Genomic DNA, 20,628 nt, shown 5'->3' with positions numbered 1-20,628 from the left:
GTAATCGCAGGCTGAAGATGAATCGGGCCTCGCGCGCGCCTGGGGCGCCGCCGGTGCGGCCTAATTGAAACATGGGCCTCGGCGCAGCGGCAAATTAATGGCAATAAAAAGCCGGCAATAAAAAAGGCCCTGCATGACAGGGCCTTTTTTCGGGATACCGGCTGAATTACTTCAGCTTGGTTTCCTTGTAGTCGACGTGCTTGCGAGCGACCGGATCAAATTTCTTGATCAGCATCTTCTCGGGCATGTTGCGCTTGTTCTTGGTGGTCGTGTAGAAATGACCCGTGCCGGCGGTCGACTCGAGCTTGATCTTTTCGCGGATACCTTTGGCCATGTCGTGCTCCTAGTATGTAGATTGGCGGGGCGGCCGATTAGGCCATTTCGCCGCGGGCACGCATTTCGGCCAGCACGGCTTCGATGCCGTTCTTGTCGATCGTGCGGATGGCCTTGGCAGAAACACGCAGGCGAACCCAGCGGTTTTCGCTTTCAACCCAGAACCGGCGCGATTGCAGGTTGGGCAGGAAGCGACGCTTGGTCTTGTTGTTTGCGTGCGAAACATTGTTGCCCACCATCGGGCCTTTGCCGGTCACTTGGCATACGCGTGCCATGGATGCACCTCTTTAGTGTCGTTCTTGCCGCGCATCGCTTCGGGGGAGTAGACGGGGGTTTAGCCGCCGGGCTGTGAAGGCTGCTGTACGCTGCCTTGGCCGGCCACCCAGTCTTAGTGGATGAGGGGGAAAGTGATTTCACCCCAGTGCTTATACCCGCTGCCTGCCGCCCGCTTGCATTCACAACACGCGGTTGGGGGTCAGAGTGCTGAACTACAAAGCATAGTAGTCCTGCACGGGAAACTTCATGTGAAGACCGCGATTCTAATACGAAAATCTTAAGTAAATCAAGCTGCAGGGCTACGCGGTGTGCGAACGCGCCACACGCCCGGCCGTCCAGGACAGGCATGCGCAGGCCGCCAGGGTGGTGGTCAGCGGCAGGGCGGTGTCGGATTGCCAGGCGCTGACCGCGAAACCCGCGAGGGCGCCGCACGACAACTGAAGCGTCCCCAATAGCGCGGACGCCGCGCCCAGCCGCTTGCCCTGGTCCGCCAGCGCAAGCGCCGCAGAGTTGGGGTTCACGAAGCCCTGGCTGCCCATGTAGCAGATCAGGCACAACATCAGCAGCGGCAGCGTCAGCAGCCCAACCAGCGTCAGCGCGACGGCGGCGAGGCTGGCGCAGGCCAGCGTGACCAGCGCGCGGCTTTGCAACTGGCGCGGGGTGTAGGTGCGCAGCAGCCGCGCGCTGATCTGCGAGCAGATGATGAGCGACAGCGCATTGGTGCCGAACAGCAGGCCGTAGTATTGCGGCGGCACGCCGTAGAGTTCGATGAAGACGCGGGGTGAGCCGATGATGTACGCGAACATGCCGGCCTGGCCAAAACCGCCCGCCAGGCTGTGCGACATGAAGCCGCGGTGCGCGAACAGGCCGCGATAGTTCTTCAGGATGGTGCTCCAGCGCAGCGGCACCACGCGCTCGGGCGTGAGCGATTCCTTCATGATGAGGATGACGGCCGTCATCAGCATCGCGCCGCCCGCGAGCATCACCCAGAAGAGGCTGCGCCATGAGGTGATGGCCAGCAACTGGCCCCCGATCAGCGGCGCGAGGATCGGCGCCAGGCCCATGATGAGCATCAGCAGCGACATGGCGCGCGCCGCCTCGTGGGTCTCGTAGTGGTCGCGGATGACCGCGCGCGGAATCACGATGCCGGCCGCGCCACCCATTGCCTGCACGACGCGCCAGCCGGTCAGGGCTTCGACCGATCCCGACAGCGCGCACCCCAGCGAGGCGATCATGAACAGGGTCAGGCCCACCAGCAGCGGCGGCTTGCGGCCGTAGCGGTCGGCCATCGGGCCGTAGAACACCTGCGCCATCGCCAGGCCGATCAGGTACGCCGCCAACGTGCGCTCGACATCGCCGCGGGAGACGCCGAGATTGGCCGCGATCGTGGGGAACGCGGGCAGATACATATCGATGGCGAACGGGCCGATGGCCGTCAGCGCGCCCATGAGGATGAGCCAACCGGGCAGGCTGCTGCGGGATGTCTGTGATGGGGGCATGTAGATCGCGATGAAACGCAGGGACAGGGCGCGTGGCGGTGCAGGGGCTGTACTGGCCGCGCCAAGCCGGGGACTTTATCATGGGCTGGCTTACAGGAAAATTGCGGGTGCTTTCCAATAGCGTCCCTGGCGCCGCTACGCATCCGGAGGAGAAGCCGTGAATCCTTTGCTATCTGTCGTGGAACGCAAACTTCAGGCCCTGCCTGTCCCTGTGCAGCTCGTGCTGCCCGATGGCGCCGTGCTCGGCGCGCCGTCCCCCCGCGTGCGGTTCGTGACGCACGACAAGAGTGCGCTGGCCCATCTGGCCGAAGGGGCCGTCGGCGTGCTGGGCCAGGATTACGTCGAAGGCCGCATCGATATCGAAGGGCGCATGCGCGACGTCATGGCGGCCGCGGCAAAGCTTCTGCCCGGTTCGCCCATGGACGCCGCGCGGGGCGGATGGCTGACCGAGCTGGTGCGCAAGGTGATGTCGGTGTGGCGGCATTCGGTCGAGCGCGACGCCAAACAGATTCAGTTCCACTACGACCTGTCCGACGACTTCTACGCGCTGTGGCTGGATCCGCGCCGCGTCTATTCGTGCGCCTACTACCGCGAAACCGGCATGACGCTGGCGCAGGCGCAGGAGGCCAAGCTCGATCACATTTGCCGCAAGCTGCGTCTGTCGGCCGGCGAGCGGTTCCTGGACGTGGGCGCGGGATGGGGCGGCCTGCTGCTGTGGGCCGCCGAAAACTACGGCGTCGACGCCACCGGCATCACGCTGTCGCGCAACCAGCATGCGCACGTCAGCCGGCTGATCGAAGAGAAGGGATTGTCCGGGCGGGTCCGCATGATGCTGCTGGATTACCGCCAACTGGACGAATCGCAGCCCTACGACAAGATCGCATCGGTCGGCATGTTCGAGCACGTGGGGCGCGCGCAGCTGGAAGGCTACTTTGCCAAGCTGCGGCGGCTGCTCCGGCCGGGCGGGCTGATCATGAATCACGGCATCACCGCGGCCGGCGTGTACAACGCCGAACTTGGCAACGGGATGGGCGAGTTCATCGAGAAGTACATCTTTCCGGGCGGCGAGCTGACGCACGTCAGCGTGGTGATGCAGGCGCTGGCCAATGGGGGGCTGGAAGACCTGGACGTGGAGAACCTGCGTCCGCACTATGCGCGCACGCTCTGGGCCTGGAGCGATGGACTGGAGGCGCGCTTGCCCGAAGCGGCCCGCATCCTGGGCGGGGACCAGGGCGAGCGGTCGCTGCGCGCGTACCGGCTGTATCTGGCCGGCTGCGCCATGGCGTTCGAACATGGGTGGATCGCGCTGCATCAGATTCTTGTCCAGCATCCGGCGTCGGGCCGCGCGGACGAACTGGACGGGCCAGGGGATCTGTCTTATCCGTGGCGGCGGGACTATATGTATGGGGATCGCGGTTCGGGTACTGAGGGGGCCACCGCCGCGGTTTGAACCTTTGACTGGCCGGATCGGGATGGCATCGATTGGAACCATCGTATGTGGTACGAATGTTTGCACTTTCTGGAACCAATTCCCGTGTTGCGGCGCACTCTGGAACGCACTGAACGTATTAATAGGCACATAATATTAACTAAATGTATCAGCCTTTTCGGGTTTGGTCTTCTTAGGAGAAATCTGCCGTTTCCCCCTGATCTACTGGGGTTTTCCCGGGGTAATTTGGCCGCGAATGTATCTGTTTCATTCACCCCTGGGGTTGGGCGGCGCAGCAATTTCGTTTAAGATGCTGCCTTCTTCGTTCAGTTTGTTCTCTTTCTGTGAGTATTCGAAAACCCGTTTTTGAAGCTCCCTGTCTTGCAAGACGCCGCATCCCTCGCGGGCAGTCTTGTTGCTAGTGTCGGTTTGTATTGGCGGTTCAGCCCGTCTTCCGCACAACCCCCTTAGCTCCACGGTGCCGCCCAGGCTTTCATCCTGGCGTGAGTGCCTGAACCTATGGAGGCAAAAGCCAATGCGTTTTACCCCTGTCAAGTCCCTGGCCGCCGCGGCCGTTTTGTTTGCGTTTGCTGGTTCGGCCCAAGCCGCCGACGCCCCGCAATGTGAACTCAAGCGTCCGGTCATGTTCGGCGCCATGAACTGGGAATCCAACCTGGTCCTGGTCGACGTCGAGCGATTCATCATGGAAAAGGGCTACGGTTGCAAGACCGAAACCCTGCCCACCGAAACCTTGCCCGCCCTGGCCGCCCTTGAGCGCGGCGATCTGGACATCAACACCGAGATCTGGCTGAACAGCGTGGCCGATCCCTGGGCCCGCGCCGAGAAGACCGGCAAGGTCAAGCGCATTGGTGATCTGTACATGGGCGCCGAAGGCTGGTACATCCCCAAGTACACGGCCGAGCGTCTGCCCGAGCTGAAGTCGGCGGCGGACCTGCCCAAGTTCAAGGATGAATTCAAGGATCCGGAAGAACCCGGCAAGGGCCGTTTCTATGGCTGCCCGGCCGGCTGGGGTTGCGAAGTCACCAGCAACAACCTGTTCCACGCCTTGAAGCTGGACGACACCTACACGCTGTACTCGCCCGGCACGGGCGCGGCGCAGAAGGCGGCCCTGATGTCGGCCTACAAGCGCAAGCAGAACGTGGTCTTCTATTACTGGTCGCCCACGCCGCTGGTCGGCGCCATGGATCTGGTCAAGCTGGACCTGCCGGCCTACGATGCTGAAAAGCACAAGTGCCTGACGTCGCCCAAGTGCGCCAAGCCCGAGCCCAGCGCCTACCCCGACAACCCTGTCTTTACCGCGGTGAACACCAAGTTCTCCGAAGATGCGCCCAAGCTGACCGAATTCCTGTCCAAGGTCTCGGTGCCGCTGCCGGTCATCAATGAAACCCTGGCCCACATGGAAGAGTCCGGCGATGAGTCCAACGCCGTGGCCAAGTGGTTCCTGAAGAACAAACCCGACGTCTGGACCAAGTGGGTCCCCGCCGACGTCGCCGGGCGCGTCCAAAGCGCGCTGTAAAGCACTGTGATCCTGGCTGCGCGCCGCGGTGGCGCGTACCGGCCCGTCAAGGGGCCGAAACTCTTTGCCGGGATGGCCGCCGGCCGGGCGCATGCGTCCGGCCCGGCAAGCGTGCTTGTGCCGCCACCCGCGGTGGCAGTGATTCCGGTGCCGGGCACCGATGCGGAATGGATTTGCGCAATCAGCGGTCCTTCCGGGTGCCTGGCGCCAGTCTCAGTCTCGATGTCTTGTCCTGCGCCAGCGTGCCCGGTGGCGACACGGGCGGCGAGCGCGCCAGAATGGAGTCGAATGTATGTTTCCTGAAATTATTCCCGCCCGTCAGGTACGGGGGGCGATCGACGGTTTCGTCGATCACCTGGTCACCAACTACGCGGACACGCTGGAAAAGATGTCCCAGCCCGTGCTGCACGCGTTGGTGTGGCTGGAGCAACTGCTGCGCAATTCGCCCTGGTGGGCGGTCGTCGTGGTGACCATCGCGATCGCCTACGGCGTGAGCCGCCGCATCGGCCTGAGCCTGGCGATGGGCGCGCTGCTGTGCGTCATCGGCGTGCTGGGCTTGTGGGACGCCGGCATGCAGACGCTGGCACTGATGATCATGGCCGCTGGTCTGTCGGTGCTGATCGGCATTCCGCTGGGCGTGCTGATGGCACGGGTGAACTGGCTGCGCTCGGGCATGCTGCCCGTGCTGGACGTGATGCAGACCATGCCCAGCTTCGTGTATCTGATTCCTGTCGTGATGCTGTTCGGTCTGGGCAAGATCCCCGCCATCATCGCAACCGTCATCTACGCCGTGCCGCCGCTCATCCGCCTGACCGACCTGGGCATCCGCCTGGTCGACCGCGAAGTGCTGGAAGCATCGCGCGCCTTTGGCGCCAACCCGCGCCAGCAGCTGTTCGGCGTGCAGCTGCCCCTGGCGCTGCCCAACATCATGGCCGGTATCAACCAGACCACGATGATGGCGCTGTCGATGGTGGTGATTGCGTCGATGATCGGCGCGCGCGGCCTGGGTTATGAAGTGCTTCTGGGCATCAACCGCCTGGAAGTGGGCCGGGGCCTGCTTGCCGGCCTGGGTATCGTGGTGCTGGCCGTGCTGTTCGACCGGATCACGCAATCGTATGGACAGCGCATGCGCACGGGAGGCCAGCGATGAGCAAGATCGAAGTCAAGAACATCTACAAGATTTTCGGTGCGCATCCGAAGAAATGGCTGCAAGCCGCGCAGGGCGGCATGAGCAAGGAAGAGCTGCTGGCCAAGAGCGGCCACACGCTCGGCCTGCGCGACATCAGCCTGTCCATCGAAGAAGGCAGCATCTACGTCATCATGGGGCTGTCCGGGTCGGGCAAGTCCACGCTGATCCGCCACTTCAACCGCCTGATCGAGCCCAGCGCGGGCCACATCCTGGTCGACGGCGTGGACGTGGTCAGCCTGAACAAGCGCGACCTGGAAATCTTCCGCCAAAAGAAGATGAGCATGGTGTTTCAGCGCTTTGGCCTGTTTCCGCACCGCACCGTGCTGGACAACGCCGCGTACGGCTTGACCGTGCAGGGCGTTGGCAAGGCCGAACGCGAGAAGCGCGCCCGCGAATGGCTGGAACAGGTAGGCCTGTCGGGCTTCGAGAACCAGTATCCGCATCAACTGTCGGGCGGCATGCAGCAGCGTGTCGGCCTGGCACGGGCGCTGGCCACCGACGCCGAGATCCTGCTGATGGACGAAGCGTTTTCCGCGCTGGACCCGCTGATCCGCCGCGAAATGCAGGACCAGCTCCTGCAGCTTCAGGCCAAGCTGAACAAGACCATCGTCTTCATCACGCACGATCTGGACGAAGCGCTGCGCCTGGGCAACCGCATCGCCATCCTGAAAGACGGCGAACTGGTGCAGGAGGGCACGCCGGAAGATATCCTGCTGAACCCGGCCAACGATTACGTGCAGTCGTTCCTGCAAGACGTGAACCGCACCAAGGTGCTCAACGCCACGCACGCCGTGAATCCGGCGCGCCTGACGCTGACGATGCGCTCGCGCCCGGCGCACGCCGTGGACCGCATGAAGGCGCTGAACTACGAGTACGCCCCGGTGCTGGATGGCAAGCGTCTGGCTGGCGTGCTGACCGCCGAGGCCGCCGAGAAGGCGATGCAGGAAGGCGTGCGCGACGTGTCCCGCTTCGTCGAGGACCTGGCGTCGGTGCCCGCAACCGCGGGACTGGGCGAGGTGCTGGCGCAACTGGTGCACAGCGACCAGCCGGTCGCCGTGACGGGCGAGGACGACGAGTTCCTGGGCATGCTGTCGCGCAAGAAGGTCGTCGAGCTGGTGACCCCGGCCCTGACCGAGACGCAGGTGGCGGGCGACACCGCCGCCACGCCCGATGCCGCTGCGTTGACGGCCCAGCCCGAGCAGGAAAGCGAGGGCAAGGCCGCCGCCTGATCCCCGCATCGTCGGCATGACCCCATGCGCCCGCGTGCACCTGCTTGCACGCGGGCGCAGTCACGATATGATGGCTTGCCGGCCGGCTTGGCCGGCTTTCCTCGTCATGCACCCTCGGAACCTGTCATGCCCCTCTTGAACGTCCAGATCATGCAAGGCCATTCGGCCGCCCAGAAAGCCGCCCTGTTGAAGGCGGCGTCCAACGCGGTGGTCGAAAGCATTGCGGCCCCGGTGCCCAGCGTGCGCGCCGTGCTGCACGAAATCCCGGCCGAACACGTGATCGTGGCGGGCGAGATCGGCAAGCGCATGGCGCGCGTGGACGTGGACCTGATCGAAGGGCGCGACGAGGCCAAGAAGGCCGCGCTGATCGCGGCGCTGAACCAGGCCGTGTGCGCCAGCCTCGACATGTCGGGCGAAGACGTGCGCGTGATCCTGCGCGACGTGCCCAAGACCGACATGGGCGTGGCTAATGGACTGAGCGCCAAGGCCGCCGGACGCTGATCCGTCCCGCCGGCAGAACAGACAACGCCCGCTTGCCGCGGGCGTTTCCGTTTGGGCGAATACGTGGGCTGCGCAGTCAGTCCAGCTTCACGTTTGCCGCCTTCACTACCTCGCCCCACCGCGCGATCTCGCTCTTGATGTAGGCGGCGTATTCCTGCGGTGTCGACCCCAGCGCCTGCGCGCCCTGCACCTTGAGCTGCTTCTGCATTTCCGGGGATTTGAGCGCGCGCAGGATCTCGGCGTTCAGCTTGTCGATGATGGGCGCGGGCGTGCCTGCCGGCACGACGACGCCTTGCCAGGCGCCCATGCCAAAGCCCGGCGCCACCGTTTCCGCCACCGTGGGCACTTTGGGCAACTGGTCGCTGCGGGTCTCGCTGGTCACCGCCAGGGCGCGCAGCTTGCCTTCGCGGATGAATCCCAGCGAGTCGTTCAGCGTGTTGGTCATCACCTGGACCTGGCCGCCGACCAGATCGGTCATGGCCGGAGCGCTGCCGCGATAGGGCACGTGGACCGCGTCGATGTTCAGCGACTTCAGGAGCAGCAACGCGCCCAGGTGCGTGACGTTGCCCGCGCCCGCCGATCCATACGACAGCTTGCCGGGATGCTTGCGGGCGTAGTCGACAAACGCGGATGCGGTGTCGGCGGGCACCGAGGGATGCACCAGGAGGACGAGTGGAATGACGGCCGTGCTGGAGACGGGCGCAAAGTCCTTGACCGGGTCGAACGCCAGCGAGCGGTACAGGTTGGGGCTGAGCGCGATGGACGAGGTGTTGTACAGCACCGTGTAGCCGTCTGGCTTGGCCGCGGCCGCGTATTGCATGCCGATGTTGCCGTTGGCGCCGCCCTTGTTTTCGACGACGACGGTCTGGCCGAGCTGGTCGGTGAGCTGTTTGGCCAGCACGCGCGCCACCAGGTCGGTTGGCCCGCCGGGCGGGAAGGGCACCACCATCGTGATCGGGCGGTCGGGCCATGCGGCCTGGGCGCTTGCGGCGCCTCCCAGCGCCAGAATGGCCAGCGTCGCGGCCAGCATTGCTTTTTTCATGGTTGTCTCCTTGTGCTGTTATGGGTACTGCGAACTGGCGGCCGCGTCCTCTGCCGGGACTCGTGCCGCCGCAGGGGCATTCAGCCGGGTCTGCCGGCCAGCATGCGCACGGCCGTGTAGGCCATCACCGGCTTGCCATGCTGGTTGCGGACGTCGATCGCGGACGTGACCACCGCGCGGTTGTGCTGCGAGGTGGGGCGCACGCCGGTCACTTCGATCTCGGCCCAGATCGTGTCGCCGGCCACCACGGGCGCGATCATTTTCTTGTGGACTTCCAGCAGCGCCAGGCCCGTTCCCTGCACCATGCCCTGCATGATCAGCCCTTCGATCAGGCCGTAGGTCAGCGCGCCGGGGGCGGGCCGGCCCTTTATCGCGCCGTGGCTGTAGGTGGCGTCGATGAAGATGGTCTCCAGCATGCCCGTGACGCTGATGAAGTTGACGATGTCGGTCTCGGTGACCGTGCGGCGAAACGTCTGGAAGCGCTGGCCGACGGTAAGGTCCTGCCAGTAGTAGCCCTGGCCCAGTTGGGCGGCGGGCGCGGCGTTGCGGTCTTGGGTCATGCGGTGTCCTTGGCGTTGTCGGAAGAGGGGGAGGGCGCTTGGCCGGCGGCGCCCGCTTGCAGCAGGGCGTCGATGGCGCTCGGAGCCAGGCCGGCCTGGCGCAGCACTTCGTGGGTGTGCTCGCCCAGGCGCGGGGGCATGGCGGGCGGCACGCTGGATTGCTGCAGGCGCACCGGGTTGCGGGGAAAGCGGTATTGGCTGCCGGACGCGCTTTGCAGCGGCACGAAGAAGCCGACGCTCTCCAGGTGCGGATCGGTCTCCAGGTCTTCCAGGCGGTTCACGGGCGCGGCCGGAATCTCCAGCCGCTCGCACAGGGCAAGCCAGTACGCCGTGTCGCGGGCCGCGACGATGCCCGCCTGCAGTTCGTACAGCGTCTCTATGTGCCGGGTGCGCGCCGAGATGTCGGCAAAGCGCGCGTCCCGCGCCAGGTCGGGGCGGCCGGCGGCGTTGAAGAAATCGCGCCAATGGGCGTCCGTATAGGGCATCAGGCAGACGTGTCCATCGGCGGTCGGGCAGGGCCGGCGCCACGGCGTCAGCACCCGCGGATAACCGGCCTGGCCGGGCGCATCGGCCAGATGGCGGCCGTAGTAATGCTCCACCAGCGCAAATGACGCCATGCTTTCGAACATGGGCACCTCCAGCTGTTGGCCCTGGCCCGTACGCTCGCGCTGGAACAACGCGGCCAGGATGGCGTGCGCGGCGATCAGGCCGCAAGTCTTGTCGGCCGCGACGGTGGGCAGGTAGCGCGGCGCGCCGGTCTGGCGGCCCACCAGGTCGGCAAACCCGGACAGGCCCTGGATGATGTCGTCGTAGGCCGGGCGGCCGTCGTAGGCGCCGCCTTCGCCAAAGCCATACAGGCCGGCATACACCAGCCGCGGATTGCGGGCGCACAGCGTGGCGGGGTCCAGCCCCAGCGCGGCCATCTTGGCAGGCCGCATGCTGTGCATTAGCACGTCGGCCTGGTCCACCAGCGTCAGCAGCGCCTCGCGCGCGGCCGGCTGCTTCAGGTCCAGCACGATGCTGCGCTTGTTGCGGTTCAGCCCCAGGAAGATCGCGGACAGGCCGGGCTCCTGCGCGGGGCCGGTGTGCCGGGTGGAATCGCCGCCGGGCGCTTCGACCTTGATGACGTCCGCCCCGTAGTCGGCCAGGATCTGCGAGGCATAGGGGCCGAACACGACGGAGGTCAGGTCCAGGATGCGGATGCCGTCCAGCGCGGAGACGGTCGGGGAGGGAGGCGTGGTCATGGCGGAAATCCTATCGGCGCCGCACATACGCGTCTAATATGGCTTCGGTATTGCTTGATACGGAATCTGTTATGGCTATAGATTTGCGCCAGCTTCGGCAGTTCGTCACGATTGCCGAACTGGGCAGTTACCGCCGCGCGGCCGACGCGCTGCACATCGCGCAGCCGGCGCTGTCGGTGTCGATCCAGAAACTGGAGCACGCGGTGGGCGTGCCGCTGCTGGTGCGGGGCGCCAAGGGCGTCTCGACGACGCCGGCGGGCGACGCGCTGATGGCCGACGCGCGCCGCGCGCTGTTTCATACCGACCAGGCGCGCCAGGCTGCCCGCCGGGTGGCGCTGGGTGAATGGGGTACGCTGCGGCTGGGCTTCGTGGGCTCGGCCACTTACATGCTGCTGCCGCGTTGCCTGCCCGCCTTTCGGACGCAATACCCGGACGTGCAGCTGGATCTGCGCGAGGACAGCACGGTCGGCCTGGTGGCGATGCTGCGCGGCAACGAAATTGACGCCGGCCTGGTGCGCGGGCCGCTGGCCGAAGACAACGAACTGGATTCCTGGGTGGTCGAGCGCGACGATCTGATCCTGGCCGTGCCCGCCGGGCATCCGCTGGCCGGCGCCGGCCCGATCGCGCTGGAACGCATGCGTTCCGAGAACTTCGTGCTGTATTCGCCGGCCAAGGTGCCGGGGCTGAACGGGGTGACGCTGGCGCTATGCCACAAGGCGGGGTTTTCGCCCCGGATCAGCCAGGAAGCGATCCAGGTGCAGACGCTGGTCAGCCTGGTCGCCAGCGGCCTGGGTGTGGCGCTGGTGCCCGGCGTGACCCGTGCCTATTCGACGCCGCATGTGGCCTTTGTGCCCTTGACCGACGCGGACGCGCAGGGCGCGCTGTCCCTGTCGCTGGTGACGCATCGCGACACCTCCTGCGCGTCCGTGCTGCGGCTGCGGGACAGCATGCTGGCGCCGGCCCCGGCCTGACCGGCGCTACACCGCGTAGACCACGCGGTGCGCCTCGGTCGGCAGCGGCAGGTCCCAGCGGTGCAGCATGCCAGTCAGGGTCTTGTTGGACAACGACGTGTCGCGCCGGGCATTGCGCCGCAGCAGTTCGGCGCGCGGCTTTTCCAGATACACCAGCTCAACGTCGGCCTGATACGCGTACAACAGGTCCAGCGTCTTCTTGCGCATCAGTTCGCTGAGGTTGGTGGCGTTCCACACGAAGGGCGCGCGGGCGCGCAGCAGGGCCTTCGCGCGGTCGACGGCCAGGTGCGCCACCATGCCCTCGTTCTTTCCGTGGCGCAGCCCCAGTTCCTCGCGCGCATCGTCGAACGACACCACCGGCAGGTCGGGATGATGCGCCGCCACCCAGGTGTTCTTGCCGGAGGCGGGCAGGCCCGACATCACGATGACGCGCGAACCGGGCTCCTGGAACAAGGCGTAGTCCGGATGCACGTCCGCGCCGCGGAAATAGCTGACGGCGGTGTGCGCATCGGCAAAGGCGCGGGGCTGGCCAAAGCACGCTTCGTCGCGCGCCAGTTCGCAAAAGAGGGCGATGTTGTCCAGCACGCGGCCCGCGTCCGCGCAGATGCGGCCGCGCATGTCGGCCTCGGCCAGCATGGCAAGCAGCGGAAGGGACACCTGCCAGGACAGCTCGCGAACGATGAATTCGGGCGAGCGGCCGCGGCGCGAGCCTTCCAGCGCAAAAAACGGCACCTGGTGCGTGGCAATCAGCCGGCAGATGGCTTCGCGCACCGCGAAGGGGACGCCGGCGTCCCACAAGGCGATGCGCGCATCGATCGCGCCCTTGCGCGAATGGCCGGGCTGGCCGATGGCGCCCGTTACCGGGTCGATCACCGTGGTGCTGTGCTTGGCCACGTCGTGCAGCAGCGCCGCCAGGAACACGATCTCCTGGTCGGCGCGTGATGCAGCCTGGTACTGCGGCAGCGCGAGCAGCGCGTCCACGACCATTTGCGTGTGCGTCCATACGTCGCCCTCGCCGTGATAGCGCGGGTCCTGCGGCGTGGTCTTGGCCAGCTCCAGCGCGGGAAAGGCCGCCAGACACGCGGCGTAATCTACGCCGCGCGCTGACGTGGGAACCAGTGCCCGGATCTGTTCGTAGTTCATGATGTCTCTCCGTCGCGGGTGGCGCCGCGCAAGGTGTCCCAGTCCACCGCAAGGCGCGGCGCGTACAGGTCGACGCCGTCGGCGAGCAGATTGGGGATGTAGGGCTGCTCCGAATGGTGCATGTCCGAATCCAGGATGGCCTGCACGAAGTCGCGGCGCACCCACTTGTAGCGGGCGAGCGTCTTGCCGTCGGCTTCGGCCTTGATGTAGAGGCCTTCGGACAGATCCGACTTGTCGCACTGCTTCCAGGCGCGCGCCAGGTCCAGGCCTTCGCGCAGCACGGTGGCCTCGAACGCGTCGCGCCAGCCGGCCGTCTTGGCCAGCGAAGGCTTTAGCAGGGCCTTCAGATCGGCCAGCCGTGCGGGCGCCGGGCCTTCGTACAGCACCGGCACGGACAGCACCGGGCCGCCGGCCAGCAGCGCGCGGCGCGCGCCGGTCGACAGGAATTGGCCGGTGCGGCGGTCCAGTACATCGAATTCAAAGAAGTGATGCGGCAGCGCGTCGTAGAACACGGAGTGCTTTTTCGACAGGGTTTCGCCGTACATCACGTAGCGGTCTTCCAGCCGGTCCAGCAGCCAGTCCGCATGCGCGGCGGCCCAGGCCTTGATGAAGCTGAACTGCCGTTCGCGCCCGCCGCCCACCAGATAGTGGCCGCGCGATTGCAGCAGCAGTTCGCCCGACGGGCTGAAACTGATGCCCGTGTTGGCGCCGTCGAGCTTTTCTTCAACGACAAGGGTCTGGCCCGCCAGCGCGCGGTAGGGCACGTGGTCGTGGCCTTCGTCGCCTTCCTGCAGGCGCGAGCCTTCCAGGTGGGGCGTTCGGGGATATCGGAACAGGTCCAGCGATTGCGCGTAGGCGCAGAAATCCAGCGTCATGGGTCTTCTCCAGCAGATGGGAAAAGCCGACAACGCAGTCTTTACGGGAGGGGAAGCAGAGATGGGGTGGTGTTGCGCTTCCTGGATCCGCGCCTGCCGGGCGGGGTGTGCTCATGACATGGCGTTGAGCAGCGAATGCGGGCAGGCTGACCGCGGTACCAGGACGGTACTCGTCGGCGTTCAGGCGAATTGACGAATGGCAGACACGGTTGCACCCAGAAAATGGCAAGGGTTGAAAAAGCAGGGCCGAATGCTAAGTCAGCGCGGCGGCGCTTGTCAATGCGCCGCCGAAGTGGGCCGCTCGCCAGCGTCAGGCAGGAGGCGCGGCGCGCAGCACGATCTGCGTGATCTCCGACGGCCGTCCGAGCCGGATGGGAAAGCCCGGCCACAGGCCCGCGCCGTTGCTCACGTAAAGCTGCATGCCGCCGACCTGATACATGCCGGACACGTAGCCCTCGTTGGCCAGTTGCGTGATGAGGTGCGGGCCCAGGATCTGGCCGCCGTGCGTGTGGCCCGACAACTGCAGGCCGGCGCCAGCCTGCGCGTGGCGCTTGGCGCCGACCGGCCGGTGGCTCAGCAGGATGACCGCCGACGACGGCGGCACGCCCTTCATGGCCGCGTCGATATCCGGCAGCGGCTGGCCGACGCGCGCGGCCACGCTGTCGGTGATGCCCGCCAGCACGAGCGGCTGGCCGTCGCGGTCAAGGACCATGTGTTCGTTCAGCAGCATGCGCAGGCCCAGCTTCTCGAAGGCCTGCAGCCAGCCCAGGTATTCGGCGTAGTACTCGTGGTTGCCGGGGATCGCCACCACGCCATGCGGCGCGCGCAGATCGGCCAGCGGTTGCACGTCGGCGGCGCGGGCCGCGGGCGTGCCGTCGACCAGGTCGCCGGTGATAAGCGTCAGGTCCGGTTCAAGCGCATTGGCGCGCGCCACGACGGCCTGCATCCAGTCGCGTTGCAGCAGGCGGCTGGCGTGCAGGTCGGTCAGATGCACGATGCGAAAGCCGTCGTAGGCGCGCGGCAGATTGGGCAGGGCGACCTCGATGGTTTCGACTTGCGGCACGCGCACCGCCTGCCAGACACCCAGCGCGGACAGCGCCAGCGCGGCCACGGCAGACACGGCGCGCAGGCGCGGGCAGCCCAGCAGCGCGCGGCCGCGGCGGCGCGAAAACAACGACACGGCAAGCCCCGCCACGTCCGAGACGAACAGGAAGACGGCCAGCAGAATCAGCGCGCCAAACGCCCAGCCCAGCGCCATCAGGACGGCGGCGGGCACCTCGGGCGAGGCCATGGTGCCGAAGAAGGTGCGGGTGATGAGGTGATGTTCGGCGGCAAGCAGCACCAATGCCGACAGCAACACCTTGCCGGCGGCCGGCCAGCGCAGACGCCAGACGAAGCGCCAGATGACGTAGAGCGCGATAAACGCGGTGATGACATGAAACACGTGCGACATCCTGAATCTTGTTGTTGGAATCGCCGGGGCCAGGCTATTGCTGCCGCCCAGGCGAAGTGTCCCGCGAGGGATCGCCGATTAAACAACGGATTGCGGGGGGGGGATTGAAACATGGGGCGGGTTGGCGGGGGCCGCGCCAGTCCGGTGTCTGACACCCTGGAGACAGCCGGGCGCATTGAAGTGCATCTCACCAGGGTGTCAGACACCGGACTGAGGGTGTGGACTGAGGGTGTCAGACACCGGACTGGCGCGGCGTAGAATCGCGGGCGTCTGCATTTGGAGATTCCTGCGCCCCATGTCGATCCGTTTCGCCCGTCCCGAAGATGCCATCCTCTTGCCCGCCATCGAACGATCCGCGGCGGCGGTGTTTCGCGCCGCGCCCGGGCTGGCGTGGATCGCGGACGATGCGGTCATGTCCGAATACGCGCATCGGCGCCTGATCGCGCAGGGCACGGTGTGGGTGGCGCAGGACGCCGAGCGCGTGTGCGGATTTCTATGCGCGGAGCGCTTTGACGACGACCTGCATGTGTGGGAACTGGCGGTCGATGCCGAACATCAGCGGATGGGGCTCGGTCAGCGTCTGGTGCAGGCCGCGTGCGGCCATGCCGCGTCGGCGGGGCTGTCCGCGGTCACGCTGACGACCTTTCGCGATCTGGCCTGGAACGCGCCGTGGTATGCGCGGATGGGATTTCGCGAGGAGACCGCGTTGCCCGGGACGCGGCTTTACGCGGTGCTGCAAGCGGAAGCCCGGCACGGGCTGCCCGCGCAGCGGCGTGTGGCGATGCGCCTGCCGGTTGCCGGCGGCGCGTGACTGGCCGGGGCATCCGCTAACGTCCAGCGCCCGTCAGCCCCGCAAAAAACCGCGTCGCATTCGATTCCAGCCCATCGATGTAATAGCCCCCTTCCTGCACGATCAGAGTGGGCAGGCTCAGGCCGCCGACCTCGCGGCCCAGGCGCTCGAAACCGTCTTCCGTCACGCTGACCATGGCCTGGGGATCCTTCTCGAAGATGTCAAAGCCCAGCGACAGCACCAGGGCATCGGGCTGGAACAATGCGATCGCACGCCGCGCCTGCGCCAGCCGCTCGAAGAACACGGATTCCGGCGAGCCGTGCGGCATGGGCAGGTTGATGTTGTAGCCATAGCCCGCGCCGGCGCCGCGCTCGTCCTCGAAGCCCGCCACCACGGGGTAGAAGTTCTCGGGATCGCCGTGGATGGAGACGTACAGCACGTCGCTACGTTCGTAGAAGATTTCCTGGATGCCCTGGCCGTGGTGCATGTCGGTGTCCAGGATGGCGACGCGGGGAAAACGGCGGGTCAGCCGCTGGGCGGCGATGGCGGCGTTGTTCAGGTAGCAGAAGCCGCCCGCGGCATCGCGCCGCGCATGGTGGCCGGGCGGGCGGCAGATGGCGTAGGCGCTGCGGTCGCCGGCCAGCAGCGCATCGGCGCCCGCGATGGCGCATTGCGCCGACCAGTAGGCCGAATGCCAGGTCTTCGGGCCAACCGGGCAACTGCCGTCGGCCAGGTACCGCCCGGCCTTGGCCAGCACGCCGCGCAGCGCGTTGGGTTCGCGCACGAAGACGTTCGACACGACCTCGCCGCCCCAGTCTCCGGGCAGCTTCATCCAGTCTTCATGCGCATCCTGCAGAAAGCGCAGGTAATCCAGGCTGTGCACCGCCGCGATCGCGCCCGCCCCGTCGTCGGCCGGCGCCTGGACGTCGAAGCCCAGCTTGCGCGCCGCCTGCACCAGGCCGTCCAGCCGCGACGGCACCTCCTGCGGCGTGCGCATCTTGCCGCGAGAAAAATAGGTCTGCGGGTGGTGAAGCTTTTGATCGTCGTGAAAGAACGCCTTCATGCCTGGGACCTCTGGACTGGTTGGCTCGAGAACCCTGAATTCTTATCCAGCGGCGCGGCGCTGCTTATGGGGGATTACCCGCGCCGCGCGTGCCCGCGTCCGGTCCGAAGGTCTTTGCGGCCCGCGTTTCCCACTACTGCGGCTTGATTTGCGCCGCCTTGACGATGTCCCGCCACTTTTCGCCTTCCGACACGTTGAATCGGGCAAACGTCGCGGGGTCCGATCCCACCGGCTTGGCGCCCAGCCCCGCATACTGCGTCACGACATTCGGCTGGCGAAGCGCCCGGGCCGCATGCTCGGACAGCTTGGCCACGATGGCCGGCGGCGTGCCTTTGGGCGCCCACAGGCCGTACCAGGTGCTGATGTCAAAGCCCGGAAATCCGGACTCGGCCATCGTGGGCACGTCGGGCAATTCATCCACGCGCCGGCTTGTCGTGACCGCCACCGCGCGCAGCTTGCCGGACTTGATGAAGGGCATGGCCGACGGCATGGAATCGAACATCAGCTGAATCTGTCCACCCACCAGATCCGTCAGCGCGGGTGCGCTGCCTTTGTAGGGCACATGCTGCATCGGCAGGCCGGTGCGCACCTTGAAGGACTCGCCCGCAAGCTGCTGCGCAGACGCCGACCCGGCCGAACCGAAGTTCAGCGGCTGGGTCTTGCCCTGCGCCACCAGGTCCTGCACGGTCCGCACCTTGGACGTCTGCGGCACCACCAGCACCAGCGGTACGTCCGCCAGCTGCGTGATGGGCACGAAATCCTTGAAGGCGTCATAGCGCATCGACGCGTAGATGTACGGGTTGATGACATGCAGCGAGGCGTTGGCCAGGAACGTGTAGCCGTCGGGCGCGGCGCGCGCCACAAGGTCCGCGCCGATCATGCCGCTGGCGCCCGGCTTGTTGTCGACGACGATGTTCTGGCCGATGGTCTTGGACATTTCCGCGGCCACCAGCCGCGCCACGATATCGGTCGGGCCGCCCGGGGGGTAGGGCACCACCATGGTGATGGGCTTGCTGGGGTAGGCATCGGCTGCCTGCGCCCCGACCGTAAAGCAGGCGCAACTGGCCGCCAGGGCCAAGGCTGCAAGCTGACGAATGCGGGGCGCTACATCGATCGCTGCGCGGGCGCGGCGCGGCCAGGCGGCGCGCCGGAAGTCGTGGGTACGCATGGGGTTGTCTCCGTCGTTATTTTGATCGCCACCTTGCCGACGACTTGTCGGCTTTCCAGGGCGGCGAGTGCTGCGGCAAGACCGGTGATCGGATAGATCGCCGTTACAGCCGGCCGGATCCGCTGGCGGCGGGCCCAGTCGAAGAGGGTGGACATGGTCCGCTGCACGGCGGGCGCGTGGACGATGCGTTCGTCCGCGGGCGTCCAGCCGATGTAGCGGCCAAAGAAAAACCCATGCAGGGCAATGTTCTTCACAAGCAGCAGGTTCAGCGGCACGTCGGGAATGCGGCCGCTGGCGAAACCCACCGACACCATGCGCGCGTTGGCCGCCGCGGCGCGCACGCTGTGTTCGAAGGCGTCGCCGCCCACGGCGTCCAGCACCACGTCCGCGCCACGCCCGAGGCAGGCTGCCTTGACGGCCTGCGGCATGTGCGCATCGGCCGCGAGCGCATGGGCCGCGCCCGCGTCCAGCGCGGCCTGGCGCTTTTCCGGCGTGCTGGCGCAGGCGATCACGCTCGCGCCCAGTGCCGACGCAATCTCGACGGCCGCCAGCCCCACGCCGGAGCCGGCGCCCAGTACCAGCACCGTCTCGCCGGGCTGCATGGCGGCGCGCCAGAGCAGCGCTGTCCAGGCGGTGCCGTACGAAATCGGGATGGGCAGCGCGCTCAGGAGCGGCAAGTCATCGGGCACCGGATAGACGGTGTATTCGGGCACGGTCAGGCGTTCGGCGTAGCAGCCCCAACGCGCCAGCGCCACCACTCTGTCGCCGGGCTTGAGGCGCGTGACCTTGGCGCCGCAGGCGATGACGCGGCCGGCGGCCTCCGTGCCGGGCGCAAAGGGCAGGGGCGGACGGCTTTGATAGCGCCCCTCGATCAGCAGCTTGGTTGCATGGCTGACGCTCGCATGCTCGATGGCGATGGTGACCTCGTCGGGGGCGGGGGCGGGCGCGTCGGCAAGCTCGCCGGGCACGACGTCCTCGACCGGACCGTGGCGATGGCAGACCAGGGCGCGCATCAGACGGCCTCCTTGCTGCAAGCAGCCTGGCGCAGCACGCCTGCCTCAAGCAGGGCCTGGATCTGTCCGCGCGGCATGCCCCAATCGGTCAGTGCCTCGACCGTGTGCTCGCCGACCGCGGGCGCGGCGGCAAGGGGCCGGCGCGACAAGGCGCCGGCCGCGCGCGCATACGGCAGCGGCTCGCCGCCCGGCTGCGCCAGCGGTTCCAGCAATCCCAGGTGCGCGGCCTGCGGATGCGCGGCCAGACCGTCGTAATCGCGCACGCGGGCATGCAGCACGTCTTCGCGCGTCAGGCGTTCCACCCAGTGCGCGGCGGGATGCAGCGCCAGTTGCTCGGCCATTTCCCGATGCAGGCGGTCGCGCTGCGCCATGCGCCCCGCGTTGGTGGACAGGGCCGGATCGGCCAGCCAATCGGTCCGCTCCAGCGCGCGGCACAAGCGCGCGAACTGATCGTTGTTCAGCGCCAGCACCGACAGGCGCGCGTCGGCGGTGTCGAACACGCCATTGGGCGCGCTGACCGCCACCGCCTCGCGCTGGCCCGCGATGCCGTAGGCAAGAATGTCGTTCACCTGCAAGGCCGCGCAGGCGGCAAGCAGACTGAGCTGCACATGCTGGCCGCGGCCGCTGCGCGCCTGCTGGTAGAGCGCGGCACTGGCGGCCTGCACGGCGTACAGCGCGGTGGCGATGTCTGCCATCAAGAGGCCGATGCGGCGGGGCTCGCCGGCGGGCGTCTGGTTGGCGAACATCAGGCCGCTGTCGGCCTGCATCACCGAATCCGAAGCTGGCGCGTTGGCATAGGGGCCGTCCGGTCCGTAACCGCTGATGGACACGTAGACAAGACCGGGGCAACGCGCCGCGAGGCTGTCGTAGCCCACCCCCATGCGCTCGGCCACGCCCGGCCGGAAGTTCTGGATCACCAGGTCCGCGCGTTGCGCCAGCTCCGCAAGAAGCGCTTTGCCGCGCGGCTGGCGCGCGTCCACGCACACGCCGCGCTTGCCGGCGTTGTAGGCGATGGAAAGCGCGCTCTGGTCGTCGCGCACAACGCCCACGTGCCGGCCCCAGTCGCCGTCGGGCGGCTCCACCTTCATGACGTCGGCGCCTTGCTGCCACAGGATCTGCGCGCAGTACGGGCCCGCGATCCCCTGGCTCAGGTCCAGCACACGCAGTCCGGCGTAGGGGCCGCAAGAAGCGTCAATGGGCGGGGTCTGCATGGGGATCGGGCGCTCCTCGGCAAGGGGTCTAGGGCAATGAAGACGATGCTAGACTCGGCCGACGCATTGGACAATCCATCGGTTTGTGCCGGGAATGGTGAA

At 66.8% G+C, this 20,628-nt stretch carries 20 protein-coding genes; 7 read left to right on the top strand and 13 right to left on the bottom strand.

Going from position 1 to position 20,628, the window contains the following annotated elements; genetic code table 11:
- Positions 1-166: 166 nt before the first annotated feature.
- The 3 genes from rpmG to V6V88_RS20000 form a co-directional block, all read right to left on the bottom strand.
- Positions 167-334: a 50S ribosomal protein L33 gene (rpmG, locus tag V6V88_RS20010; protein WP_003810296.1), complete on the bottom strand. Its 168-nt coding sequence runs from the start codon at positions 332-334 to the stop codon at positions 167-169.
- 37 nt (positions 335-371) lie between these two features.
- A complete protein-coding gene (gene rpmB / locus V6V88_RS20005) occupies positions 372-608 on the bottom strand; it encodes a 50S ribosomal protein L28 (RefSeq protein WP_050447723.1) in 237 nt (78 codons plus the stop codon).
- A 300-nt stretch (positions 609-908) separates the two neighbouring features.
- Complete coding sequence (locus V6V88_RS20000) at positions 909-2,108, bottom strand: Bcr/CflA family multidrug efflux MFS transporter (RefSeq protein WP_223576432.1); 1,200 nt, start codon at positions 2,106-2,108, stop codon at positions 909-911.
- A gap of 157 nt (positions 2,109-2,265) precedes the next feature.
- On the opposite strand from V6V88_RS20000, the gene V6V88_RS19995 reads away from it, so the two are divergent.
- From V6V88_RS19995 to V6V88_RS19975, 5 genes are all read left to right on the top strand, one after another.
- The gene (locus tag V6V88_RS19995) at positions 2,266-3,558 is read left to right on the top strand and encodes a class I SAM-dependent methyltransferase (RefSeq protein WP_223576431.1); all 1,293 of its coding nucleotides are present in this window, start codon (positions 2,266-2,268) and stop codon (positions 3,556-3,558) included.
- 514 nt (positions 3,559-4,072) lie between these two features.
- Positions 4,073-5,074, top strand: a complete 1,002-nt coding sequence (locus V6V88_RS19990) for an ABC transporter substrate-binding protein (RefSeq protein WP_223576430.1) — start codon at positions 4,073-4,075, stop codon at positions 5,072-5,074.
- A gap of 292 nt (positions 5,075-5,366) precedes the next feature.
- Complete coding sequence (locus V6V88_RS19985) at positions 5,367-6,224, top strand: proline/glycine betaine ABC transporter permease (RefSeq protein ID WP_062842263.1); 858 nt, start codon at positions 5,367-5,369, stop codon at positions 6,222-6,224.
- Entirely contained in the window at positions 6,221-7,492 is a 1,272-nt protein-coding gene (locus tag V6V88_RS19980; protein ID WP_142053976.1) for a glycine betaine/L-proline ABC transporter ATP-binding protein, read from the top strand. The genes V6V88_RS19985 and V6V88_RS19980 overlap by 4 nt, the downstream gene beginning before the upstream one ends.
- Before the next feature lie 126 nt (positions 7,493-7,618).
- The gene (locus V6V88_RS19975; protein WP_056322842.1) at positions 7,619-7,993 is read left to right on the top strand and encodes a tautomerase family protein; all 375 of its coding nucleotides are present in this window, start codon (positions 7,619-7,621) and stop codon (positions 7,991-7,993) included.
- 76 nt (positions 7,994-8,069) lie between these two features.
- Here V6V88_RS19975 and V6V88_RS19970 read toward each other — a convergent pair whose 3' ends face one another.
- The 3 genes from V6V88_RS19970 to V6V88_RS19960 all read right to left on the bottom strand — a co-directional run bounded on the left by V6V88_RS19970 (position 8,070) and on the right by V6V88_RS19960 (position 10,839).
- On the bottom strand, positions 8,070-9,035 hold the full coding sequence (locus tag V6V88_RS19970) for a tripartite tricarboxylate transporter substrate binding protein (protein ID WP_338616098.1): 966 nt from the start codon (positions 9,033-9,035) through the stop codon (positions 8,070-8,072).
- Positions 9,036-9,115: 80 nt separating this feature from the next.
- Positions 9,116-9,595 (bottom strand): MaoC family dehydratase, encoded by a 480-nt coding sequence (locus V6V88_RS19965; protein ID WP_062842259.1) that lies wholly within the window; start codon positions 9,593-9,595, stop codon positions 9,116-9,118.
- Entirely contained in the window at positions 9,592-10,839 is a 1,248-nt protein-coding gene (locus V6V88_RS19960; RefSeq protein WP_223576428.1) for a CoA transferase, read from the bottom strand. Before V6V88_RS19960 ends, V6V88_RS19965 begins: the two co-directional genes overlap by 4 nt.
- A gap of 71 nt (positions 10,840-10,910) precedes the next feature.
- On the opposite strand from V6V88_RS19960, the gene V6V88_RS19955 reads away from it, so the two are divergent.
- Positions 10,911-11,810, top strand: coding sequence for a LysR family transcriptional regulator (locus V6V88_RS19955; RefSeq protein ID WP_223576427.1), 900 nt, complete (start codon positions 10,911-10,913; stop codon positions 11,808-11,810).
- Positions 11,811-11,816: 6 nt separating this feature from the next.
- Here V6V88_RS19955 and V6V88_RS19950 read toward each other — a convergent pair whose 3' ends face one another.
- From V6V88_RS19950 to V6V88_RS19940, 3 genes are all read right to left on the bottom strand, one after another.
- The gene (locus tag V6V88_RS19950) at positions 11,817-12,953 is read right to left on the bottom strand and encodes an AAA family ATPase (protein ID WP_062842256.1); all 1,137 of its coding nucleotides are present in this window, start codon (positions 12,951-12,953) and stop codon (positions 11,817-11,819) included.
- Positions 12,950-13,828 (bottom strand): RNA ligase family protein, encoded by an 879-nt coding sequence (locus tag V6V88_RS19945; RefSeq protein ID WP_223576426.1) that lies wholly within the window; start codon positions 13,826-13,828, stop codon positions 12,950-12,952. The genes V6V88_RS19950 and V6V88_RS19945 overlap by 4 nt, the downstream gene beginning before the upstream one ends.
- Before the next feature lie 310 nt (positions 13,829-14,138).
- Positions 14,139-15,272 (bottom strand): metallophosphoesterase, encoded by a 1,134-nt coding sequence (locus V6V88_RS19940; RefSeq protein ID WP_223576538.1) that lies wholly within the window; start codon positions 15,270-15,272, stop codon positions 14,139-14,141.
- Positions 15,273-15,576: 304 nt separating this feature from the next.
- Here V6V88_RS19940 and V6V88_RS19935 point away from each other — a divergent pair, with 304 nt between their 5' ends.
- A complete protein-coding gene (locus tag V6V88_RS19935) occupies positions 15,577-16,092 on the top strand; it encodes a GNAT family N-acetyltransferase (protein ID WP_223576425.1) in 516 nt (171 codons plus the stop codon).
- A gap of 16 nt (positions 16,093-16,108) precedes the next feature.
- On the opposite strand, the gene V6V88_RS19930 is transcribed toward V6V88_RS19935, so the two are convergent.
- The 4 genes from V6V88_RS19930 to V6V88_RS19915 form a co-directional block, all read right to left on the bottom strand.
- Positions 16,109-17,134 (bottom strand): histone deacetylase family protein, encoded by a 1,026-nt coding sequence (locus tag V6V88_RS19930; protein ID WP_223576424.1) that lies wholly within the window; start codon positions 17,132-17,134, stop codon positions 16,109-16,111.
- A gap of 133 nt (positions 17,135-17,267) precedes the next feature.
- Positions 17,268-18,302 carry a tripartite tricarboxylate transporter substrate binding protein gene (locus tag V6V88_RS19925; protein ID WP_223576423.1) on the bottom strand — a complete coding sequence of 345 codons (1,035 nt, stop codon included), beginning with the start codon at positions 18,300-18,302 and terminating at the stop codon, positions 17,268-17,270.
- A complete protein-coding gene (locus V6V88_RS19920) occupies positions 18,239-19,315 on the bottom strand; it encodes an NADPH:quinone oxidoreductase family protein (protein ID WP_223576422.1) in 1,077 nt (358 codons plus the stop codon). Before V6V88_RS19920 ends, V6V88_RS19925 begins: the two co-directional genes overlap by 64 nt.
- A complete protein-coding gene (locus tag V6V88_RS19915; protein WP_223576421.1) occupies positions 19,315-20,526 on the bottom strand; it encodes a CoA transferase in 1,212 nt (403 codons plus the stop codon). Before V6V88_RS19915 ends, V6V88_RS19920 begins: the two co-directional genes overlap by 1 nt.
- Positions 20,527-20,628 lie beyond the last annotated feature (102 nt).

This window comes from Achromobacter sp. E1 (genome assembly GCF_037039475.1).
Taxonomy (GTDB): domain Bacteria; phylum Pseudomonadota; class Gammaproteobacteria; order Burkholderiales; family Burkholderiaceae_B; genus Achromobacter; species Achromobacter mucicolens.
This window is presented reverse-complemented; position numbering and strand designations above follow the sequence as displayed.

Excerpts from the sequence above, each read along its gene's own strand:
- V6V88_RS19980 (WP_142053976.1), top strand. The coding sequence starts at position 6,221 with ATGAGCAAGATCGAAGTCAAGAACATCTACAAGATTTTCGGTGCGCAT.
- V6V88_RS19960 (WP_223576428.1), bottom strand. The coding sequence starts at position 10,839 with ATGACCACGCCTCCCTCCCCGACCGTCTCCGCGCTGGACGGCATCCGC.
- V6V88_RS19975 (WP_056322842.1), top strand. The coding sequence starts at position 7,619 with ATGCCCCTCTTGAACGTCCAGATCATGCAAGGCCATTCGGCCGCCCAG.
- V6V88_RS20000 (WP_223576432.1), bottom strand. The coding sequence starts at position 2,108 with ATGCCCCCATCACAGACATCCCGCAGCAGCCTGCCCGGTTGGCTCATC.
- V6V88_RS19955 (WP_223576427.1), top strand. The coding sequence starts at position 10,911 with ATGGCTATAGATTTGCGCCAGCTTCGGCAGTTCGTCACGATTGCCGAA.
- rpmG (WP_003810296.1), bottom strand. The coding sequence starts at position 334 with ATGGCCAAAGGTATCCGCGAAAAGATCAAGCTCGAGTCGACCGCCGGC.
- V6V88_RS19915 (WP_223576421.1), bottom strand. The coding sequence starts at position 20,526 with ATGCAGACCCCGCCCATTGACGCTTCTTGCGGCCCCTACGCCGGACTG.
- V6V88_RS19935 (WP_223576425.1), top strand. The coding sequence starts at position 15,577 with ATGTCGATCCGTTTCGCCCGTCCCGAAGATGCCATCCTCTTGCCCGCC.
- V6V88_RS19920 (WP_223576422.1), bottom strand. The coding sequence starts at position 19,315 with ATGCGCGCCCTGGTCTGCCATCGCCACGGTCCGGTCGAGGACGTCGTG.
- V6V88_RS19990 (WP_223576430.1), top strand. The coding sequence starts at position 4,073 with ATGCGTTTTACCCCTGTCAAGTCCCTGGCCGCCGCGGCCGTTTTGTTT.
- V6V88_RS19945 (WP_223576426.1), bottom strand. The coding sequence starts at position 13,828 with ATGACGCTGGATTTCTGCGCCTACGCGCAATCGCTGGACCTGTTCCGA.
- V6V88_RS19970 (WP_338616098.1), bottom strand. The coding sequence starts at position 9,035 with ATGAAAAAAGCAATGCTGGCCGCGACGCTGGCCATTCTGGCGCTGGGA.
- V6V88_RS19985 (WP_062842263.1), top strand. The coding sequence starts at position 5,367 with ATGTTTCCTGAAATTATTCCCGCCCGTCAGGTACGGGGGGCGATCGAC.
- V6V88_RS19930 (WP_223576424.1), bottom strand. The coding sequence starts at position 17,134 with ATGAAGGCGTTCTTTCACGACGATCAAAAGCTTCACCACCCGCAGACC.
- V6V88_RS19925 (WP_223576423.1), bottom strand. The coding sequence starts at position 18,302 with ATGCGTACCCACGACTTCCGGCGCGCCGCCTGGCCGCGCCGCGCCCGC.
- rpmB (WP_050447723.1), bottom strand. The coding sequence starts at position 608 with ATGGCACGCGTATGCCAAGTGACCGGCAAAGGCCCGATGGTGGGCAAC.
- V6V88_RS19950 (WP_062842256.1), bottom strand. The coding sequence starts at position 12,953 with ATGAACTACGAACAGATCCGGGCACTGGTTCCCACGTCAGCGCGCGGC.
- V6V88_RS19965 (WP_062842259.1), bottom strand. The coding sequence starts at position 9,595 with ATGACCCAAGACCGCAACGCCGCGCCCGCCGCCCAACTGGGCCAGGGC.